At 58.3% G+C, this 309-nt stretch carries 1 pseudogene; it reads left to right on the top strand.

What is annotated here, in order from left to right:
* Positions 1–6: 6 nt before the first annotated feature.
* A pseudogene (locus tag E5Q11_RS17540) lies at positions 7–309 on the top strand (response regulator); the annotation flags it as partial.

Below are 309 nucleotides of genomic sequence, written 5' to 3'. Positions count from 1 at the left end.
ACCATTATGGCCAAGGCGCACATTCTGATTGTTGAAGACGACCACGACCTGCGCGAAGCGCTGGTCACGACGCTGGAACTGGCAAAGTTCCGGGTACGGGAGGCTGAAATGCCGAACAGGCCCTGAAGTGTCTGGCGGAAGGCTCAGTGGATATGGTGGTCAGCGACGTCAATATGCCGGGGATGTCAGCCCACGAGTTACTGTTTGAGGTGCAGCGACTGCACCCGGGCCTGCCGATGATGCTGATTACTGCCTACGGCCAGATTAGCCACGCGGTATCGGCGATGCAGGCGGGCACAATCGATTATC

This window comes from Marinobacter confluentis, assembly GCF_004785685.1.
Lineage (GTDB): Bacteria > Pseudomonadota > Gammaproteobacteria > Pseudomonadales > Oleiphilaceae > Marinobacter > Marinobacter confluentis.
The sequence above is the reverse complement of the archived record's forward strand: the minus strand, read 5'-3'. Positions and strand labels throughout refer to the sequence as shown.